Annotated in this window: 3 protein-coding genes; 2 read left to right on the top strand and 1 reads right to left on the bottom strand. The window is 62.4% G+C overall.

Annotation, left to right across the window (positions count from 1 at the left end):
• On the bottom strand, positions 1–782 hold a 782-nt coding region (locus tag GY937_09215), incomplete at its 3' end, for a hypothetical protein (protein MCP5056889.1).
• Positions 783–983: 201 nt separating this feature from the next.
• On the opposite strand from GY937_09215, the gene GY937_09210 reads away from it, so the two are divergent.
• Both GY937_09210 and GY937_09205 read left to right on the top strand, forming a co-directional pair.
• On the top strand, positions 984–1,166 hold the full coding sequence (locus GY937_09210; protein ID MCP5056888.1) for a hypothetical protein: 183 nt from the start codon (positions 984–986) through the stop codon (positions 1,164–1,166).
• A gap of 220 nt (positions 1,167–1,386) precedes the next feature.
• On the top strand, positions 1,387–1,830 hold the full coding sequence (locus tag GY937_09205; protein ID MCP5056887.1) for a hypothetical protein: 444 nt from the start codon (positions 1,387–1,389) through the stop codon (positions 1,828–1,830).
• The last annotated feature ends 171 nt before the right edge of the window (positions 1,831–2,001 follow it).

Here is a 2,001-nt window from a genome sequence, read left to right as displayed (position 1 = left end):
CCGCGGTCGTCGCGGTGATTCGGAGCTGCCCCGGCTTGGAGAAGAACCTCGGCGATCATTGGCTTGGCGAAAGCTGCAGCGACATGCAACGCCGTGCGACCTCCGAGCCCGGGCATGTCGACCTTCGCACCTTCTTCCAACAGAGTCCGAGTTGCGAGAACGCTGCCGATGAGAGCCGCGAGGTGGAGCGGTGTGTCGGCGTCGACGGAATTTCCGGACACGTCTGCACCCTCAGCAATGAGCAAGCGGATCGTGCTCTCTATGTTCTCCGCACTCGCGGTTAGTTGTGGAGCCGAGGCGATGTGGAGCGGCGTCTTGCCCAATTGGTCGCGGGCGTTCGGGTCAGCACCAGCTGCGAGCAGCAGCTCAGCGCAAGATGTCTTCGAGAAGAATGCGGCCGAGTGGAGCGGAGTCCCTCCGTCGTTGCGCTTGGCCTGGACATCGGCACCAAGCTCAAGCAGTTTTCGCAGAGCCCGGTGATTCGCCGAGTCGAAGATCACGGCAACGTGAGCGGTCGTCTCGCCCGATTCGTTTCGCACGTCCGGGGCCGCGCCGCGATCCAGGAGCCAATCAAAGAGGTTGGGCAGCCGATGAGTCAAGGCGATGTGGAGCGGTGGATCGCCATCCACATTCGGCGCGTTGATCTGGGACGGGTTCGCAGTTACGGCCTGTCGGACCGCATCATTGACCTTTCGCTGTTCCTTGGAGAGGAAGAGGTCACCGCAGCCGGAGAGGAGCATTGCGGCGAGAACGAATCCGAAGATCGTGGATGAGGTTGTCATCGACTCCTCGTTTAGTTCGTGGGCAGAGGCCGGCGTTTCGTAAAGGTGATGGTTTGGACTCAAGCACTCCAGGATCCGCTTCCATCGCCCAATGGGCGCTCCGCTAGCGATGAGTCCTCATTCTCCCCAGAGGGACTTGTCAACTCACCCCCTTGTCGGACACGAATCCCCCGTTGGAACTCCTATTCTCAGTACGACCTCTTGCCGAGCGAGTACTTCAAGCGCCAGGTCTACGGCTCCTTCTGGTTCGAGAAGAAGGGCGTCGACGCCGCACTCAAGGACTTCCCCAACAACATCATGTGGGAGACCGACTATCCCCATCCCACCTCCCAGTACCCGAGCCCGAACAGCATGGCCGTCCACCCGGCGGATTATGCGCAATAGGCGCTTGCCAGCGTGCCGGAAGAGACCGTGAAGAAGGTTCTGCAGGATACGCCGGCGCGGATTTACCAAGTCGAGCTGTAGGGCTTCGTCGGGCCGGTTCTCCGCCAGCCCTGGAAGGCAAGAGGAGCGTTTCCGGAGGTGAATCCCGGCCTCCAGGCGATTCGCCGTCGAGCCGATGTCCTCTGTGTCCGGGCATGTCCCCGTGCAGCGGAGGTCCCTCATGCATCGCTACCTCGTCTTCCTCATTGCCTTCGCCTGTGCGACGGCCCACGCGCAGTCGCTCCCCGACGAAAGCGACCCCACGATCGCCTCGGTCATCTTCTACTCCCAGAGCTACGCGATCGAACGCCTGCAGAAGTGGTGCGAGGCCGAGCATCCCGCGTCGTCCAAGGGCATCAAGGCCGCACGCGAGGAGTGGGACCGGATCCACAAGCCCCTCTGGAACAGGGTGCCGGGCATCCTCAAGGAGCGATTCTCCAAGGACGAGCGGATGGAGATCGCCGTGGGGGCGCGTCTGCAGAACGACCAGATCGTGGCGACATTGGCGGCCGCGCCGGAGAGCGCTCAGGCGACGTGGTGCCGGGAGGCCCCGGAGCGGATCCTCTCGGACGAGCTGAGCTTGATGGGTCGCACGAAGCTGGTGGAGGCCATCACGGGCTCCTAGCCCCAATCCGTCGTTGTGAGGTGAACGCCGGACTGGGTCTGCCCCGATTCCGTAGACACTTTGGTTAGACCGTGAGACCCGGCTCCTCCGGATCTCTTCTTCGTTCAGTAATGAACGGGGGTTCGGGGGCGGAGCCCCCGAGTCTTCCGTTTCCGTTCTTGAGCTCGAATT

The sequence above is a fragment of the bacterium genome, assembly GCA_024228115.1.
Classification (GTDB): domain Bacteria; phylum Myxococcota_A; class UBA9160; order UBA9160; family UBA6930.
The sequence above is the reverse complement of the archived record's forward strand: the minus strand, read 5'-3'. Positions and strand labels throughout refer to the sequence as shown.

Coding starts and splice junctions, on each gene's coding strand:
- GY937_09205 (MCP5056887.1), top strand. CDS start 1,387: ATGCATCGCTACCTCGTCTTCCTCATTGCCTTCGCCTGTGCGACGGCC.